At 56.2% G+C, this 788-nt stretch carries 1 pseudogene; it reads right to left on the bottom strand.

What is annotated here, in order from left to right:
* Positions 1-647 (bottom strand): annotated as a pseudogene (locus B3187_RS04010) (ATP-dependent helicase); the annotation flags it as partial.
* Between the last annotated feature and the right edge of the window lie 141 nt (positions 648-788).

Below are 788 nucleotides of genomic sequence, written 5' to 3'. Positions count from 1 at the left end.
GCGATCAGGAGGTCGATCTCGTTCGGCTCATCCGACAGGACATGGTGTTTTTCCTTCGCCTGCGGAGCGAACAAGGTCAGTAGAGACTGGAAATCATAGCCCCGGCCAAGCGTGGATTTGGGTGCTTCGGAGCCAGTGACGATAGCGCTGTGCAGTCCGTGGTCTTCAAGAATCCCCGGCACCAGCTGGTTGTAGAGGTAGTGCGCAGTATCGGAAAAGGCCGTGAAAATGACGATCTTCCGGTTTTCGGGATTGATGGGCGCATTGATCTTGTTGTTGAGTTGCGCTTTGATGTGCTGCAGTTTGGCGTCGTCTTCCGGAGTTACTTTTTCCATCTCGGCCAATAGCGCTGCGAGAACGCCAAGATCAGCCTCAAGGTCCCGCTCCCAGGACGGCAAGTCCATGTCGGCCAAGTTGATGCGCACCTTTCCACCGATACTGTCGTCATCAGCGGGCAGCCATTCCTCATCTTCGGGCTCTGCATCCTCAAAACCGGCGGTGACATCCGCGAAGCCGGCATCGCGGCCAGTTTCCTTATAGGTGGCGATCTTTTCCAGCGTGCGAGTGTGATTATCCTGCAGTTTTTTCAAAGTCTTACGGAATGCTTCTACCGAGCTCTCCAGGCGCTTGAGCAGGTTAGTGGTCATCAGAGCCTGAAGACTGCGCTCCCGGTCCGCCTGCTTGAGCCGGCCGCCACCGCTGGACACCTCGGTGTCGTAAAGTGCCTCGTACTTTGCTAACCGGCTGGGCAAGATGTAATTCACAGGGGCATAGACCGCGAGCTTGAC

This window comes from Marinimicrobium sp. UBA4209, assembly GCF_002381585.1.
Lineage (GTDB): Bacteria > Pseudomonadota > Gammaproteobacteria > Pseudomonadales > Cellvibrionaceae > Marinimicrobium > Marinimicrobium koreense.
The sequence above is the reverse complement of the archived record's forward strand: the minus strand, read 5'-3'. Positions and strand labels throughout refer to the sequence as shown.